This is a genomic window from Streptococcus suis (assembly GCF_019794555.1).
Lineage (GTDB): Bacteria > Bacillota > Bacilli > Lactobacillales > Streptococcaceae > Streptococcus > Streptococcus suis_AB.
Genome location: NZ_JAIMEP010000055.1, coordinates 1 through 3,695 on the forward strand (window position 1 = coordinate 1; position 3,695 = coordinate 3,695).

Here is a 3,695-nt window from a genome sequence, read left to right on the forward strand (position 1 = left end):
ACCTTTATTGTATCGCGTTTGGAGTTCTTTTTTGGTATAACCTTCGTCGCGCACCCGCATAGCGGGTGGTTTATTTGTCACGCACCTTACGGAGCGTGACGGACTAAAAGTCACATAATGAAAAAGGCAGCCGAAGCTGCCTGGATTAGCAATTATGCATTGCCACCGTTTTTCTTAATGATTTCATCTTGTACAGATTTTGGTACATCTTCGTAGTGGTCAAATACCATCATGAAGGTACCGCGGCCTTGTGTTGCTGAACGAAGAACAGTTGCGTAACCAAACATTTCAGCAAGTGGTACATAAGCACGAACGATTTGTGTGTTACCACGAGCCTCCATACCATCAACGCGACCACGACGTGCAGTAACGTGACCCATAACGTCACCTAGGTTATCTTCAGGTGCAGTGATTGTTACAAGCATCATTGGCTCAAGGATAGTTGGTTGAGCTGATTTAGCCGCTTCTTTAAGGGCAAGAGATGCAGCCACTTTGAAGGCTGTTTCAGATGAGTCGACATCGTGGTATGAACCATCGTAAAGCTTAGCTTTAACGTCAACGATTGGGTAACCAGCAAGAACACCGTTCGCCATAGATTCTACGAGACCTTTTTCAACCGCTGGGATGAATTCACGTGGAACCACACCACCGACGATAGCGTTCTCGAACTCGAAACCTTTACCTTCTTCGTTTGGTGTGAATTCGATCCAAACGTCACCGAATTGACCTTTACCACCAGACTGGCGTTTGAAGAAACCACGAGCTTGTGTAGAAGCGCGGAATGTTTCACGGTATGATACTTGAGGAGCACCTACGTTTGCTTCAACCTTGAATTCACGACGCATACGGTCAACAAGGACATCCAAGTGCAACTCACCCATACCAGAGATAACTGTTTCACCAGTTTCAACGTTTGTTTCAACGCGGAATGTTGGATCTTCTTCAGCCAATTTAGAAAGGGCAATACCCATCTTGTCTTGGTCAGCTTTAGATTTAGGCTCAACCATCAATTGGATAACTGGTTCTGGAACGTGGATTGACTCAAGGATGATTTTTGCTTTTTCATCTGTCAATGAGTCACCAGTTGTAGTATCTTTCAAACCAACCGCAGCGGCGATGTCACCTGCATAAACAGTTTCAATTTCTTGACGGCTGTTTGCGTGCATTTGAAGGATACGTCCGATACGCTCACGTTTACCTTTAGAAGTGTTCAATACGTATGAACCGCTGTTAAGGACACCTGAGTATACACGGAAGAATGTCAAACGACCTACAAATGGGTCAGTCATGATCTTGAAGGCAAGAGCTGCAAATGGCTCCTCATCTGATGCATGACGCTCTTCTTCAGCGTCTGTATCTGGGTTAACACCTTTGATAGCAGGGATGTCAAGTGGGCTTGGAAGGTAGTCAATAACCGCATCAAGCATCAACTGAACACCTTTGTTTTTGAAGGCTGAACCACACAATACTGGGAAGAATTCAACGTTGATAGTTGCTTTACGGATAGCAGCTTTCAATTCTTCGTTTGTGATTTCTTCACCTTCAAGGTATTTCATCATCAATTCTTCATCAGTTTCAGCAACTGCTTCAACCAATTTTTCACGGTATTCTTCAGCTTGCTCAAGGTATTCAGCTGGAATATCTTCTTCAAGAATATCTGTACCAAGGTCGTTAGTATAGATTTCAGCTTTCATCTTAATCAAGTCGATGATACCACGGAACTCATCTTCAGAACCGATTGGCAATTGGATTGGATGAGCATTTGCTTGAAGACGCTCATGAAGTGTGCTTACTGAGTAAAGGAAGTCAGCACCGATTTTATCCATTTTGTTCGCAAATACGATACGTGGAACACCATATTCAGTTGCTTGACGCCATACTGTTTCAGTTTGTGGCTCAACACCTGATTGTGAGTCAAGAACGGTTACCGCACCATCAAGAACACGAAGTGAACGTTGCACTTCGATTGTGAAGTCCACGTGTCCTGGTGTGTCGATGATGTTTACACGGTGGTTGTTCCATTGAGCTGTTGTTGCAGCAGATGTGATAGTAATACCACGTTCTTGCTCTTGCTCCATCCAGTCCATTTGTGATGCACCTTCGTGAGTTTCACCGATTTTGTGGATTTTACCAGTGTAGTAAAGAATACGCTCAGTTGTCGTCGTTTTACCCGCGTCAACGTGCGCCATGATACCGATATTACGAGTTTTTTCCAATGAAAATTCGCGTGCCATGAGGTTTGTTCTCCTATATTTTTAGATTTCTATTTTGATTATACCATATTTTAAGAAAAGCGAGTGGGTAAATCCCACCCGCTTAATTTCTTACTAATGGTCTGAAATGGCTGAGGCAAGCCTCAATCCGATTTGCGATGATTTAGTTGAATTTTAGCTACAAATGTCTGCCAAAAAGATAAAATCTCCTAGAAACTGAAGTTTCTTCGTCGCTTTTCCTATTTTGGCTAGCATTTGCTTAACGCTAAAATATCCTGTCTTACCAGCGGAAGTGTGCAAATGCGCGGTTTGCTTCTGCCATTTTGTGAGTATCTTCACGTTTCTTAACAGCTGCACCTGTGTTGTTTGCTGCATCCATGATTTCTTTCGCAAGGCGATCGATCATAGTGTGCTCACCACGGTTACGAGCAATTGTTACCAACCAACGAAGACCAAGTGTTGTACGACGCTCTGGACGAACTTCAACTGGGACTTGGTAGTTAGAACCACCGACACGACGTGCACGTACTTCAAGTACAGGCATGATGTTTTCCATTGCTGTTTCAAATACTTCAAGTGCATCATTGCCAGTTGCTTCTTTGATTTGATCAAAGGCACCGTATACGATTGATGCAGCAGTACCACGTTTACCGTCCAACATAACACGGTTAATCAAACGAGTTACCAATTTTGAGTTATACAATGGATCTGGCAATACTTCGCGCTTAGGCGCTTGATTTTTACGACTCATTTATATTTCCCCCTTCTTAGCCTTTTGGACGTTTAGTACCGTATTTAGAACGGCCTTGCTTACGATCATTTACACCAGCAGTATCAAGTGCACCACGAACGATATGGTAACGTACCCCTGGAAGGTCTTTTACACGTCCACCACGAAGAAGAACCACACTGTGTTCTTGCAAGTTGTGACCGATACCTGGGATGTAAGCAGTAACTTCGATAAGGTTGCTCAAACGTACACGAGCAAATTTACGAAGGGCTGAGTTAGGTTTTTTAGGTGTCATTGTTCCGACACGAGTTGCAACACCGCGTTTTTGTGGTGATGAAACGTTTGTTTGAACTTTTTTACGGCTGTTGTAACCAACGTTCAAAGCTGGTGATTTAGATTTTTCTACTTTAGACTTACGTGGTTTACGTACCAACTGGTTAATTGTAGGCATCTACATTCTCCTGTATATATTTTTTATTTTTGGTGATAGGGCATTGGTGACAACCCCTATCTGTGTGTACTTTTGCAACATTTGTCAGCACGTCCCTGTACACTCTTGAGAGACCAAAAGTAAAAAGTACCGTCTAATATAGTACCATATCCCAAACCTATTGTCAAATAGATGTGATTGAAAATCGAGTAGGGACTAATTTCTAGTCCCTCTCACACCACCGTGCGTGCCGTTCGGCACACGGCGGTTCAACTAACTTTTAACGCATGTCGTTTTAGATAATAGTCTAGGCAAGAAACCA

Annotated in this window: 3 protein-coding genes; all 3 read right to left on the minus strand. The window is 43.2% G+C overall.

Annotated features, from left to right (window positions below; genetic code table 11):
• Positions 1-152 precede the first annotated feature (152 nt).
• The gene (fusA, locus tag K6V48_RS11500; protein ID WP_002938501.1) at positions 153-2,234 is read right to left on the minus strand and encodes an elongation factor G; all 2,082 of its coding nucleotides are present in this window, start codon (positions 2,232-2,234) and stop codon (positions 153-155) included.
• A 259-nt stretch (positions 2,235-2,493) separates the two neighbouring features.
• Positions 2,494-2,964, minus strand: a complete 471-nt coding sequence (gene rpsG / locus K6V48_RS11505; protein ID WP_002940031.1) for a 30S ribosomal protein S7 — start codon at positions 2,962-2,964, stop codon at positions 2,494-2,496.
• A gap of 16 nt (positions 2,965-2,980) precedes the next feature.
• Entirely contained in the window at positions 2,981-3,394 is a 414-nt protein-coding gene (gene rpsL / locus K6V48_RS11510) for a 30S ribosomal protein S12 (protein ID WP_002940030.1), read from the minus strand.
• Positions 3,395-3,695 lie beyond the last annotated feature (301 nt).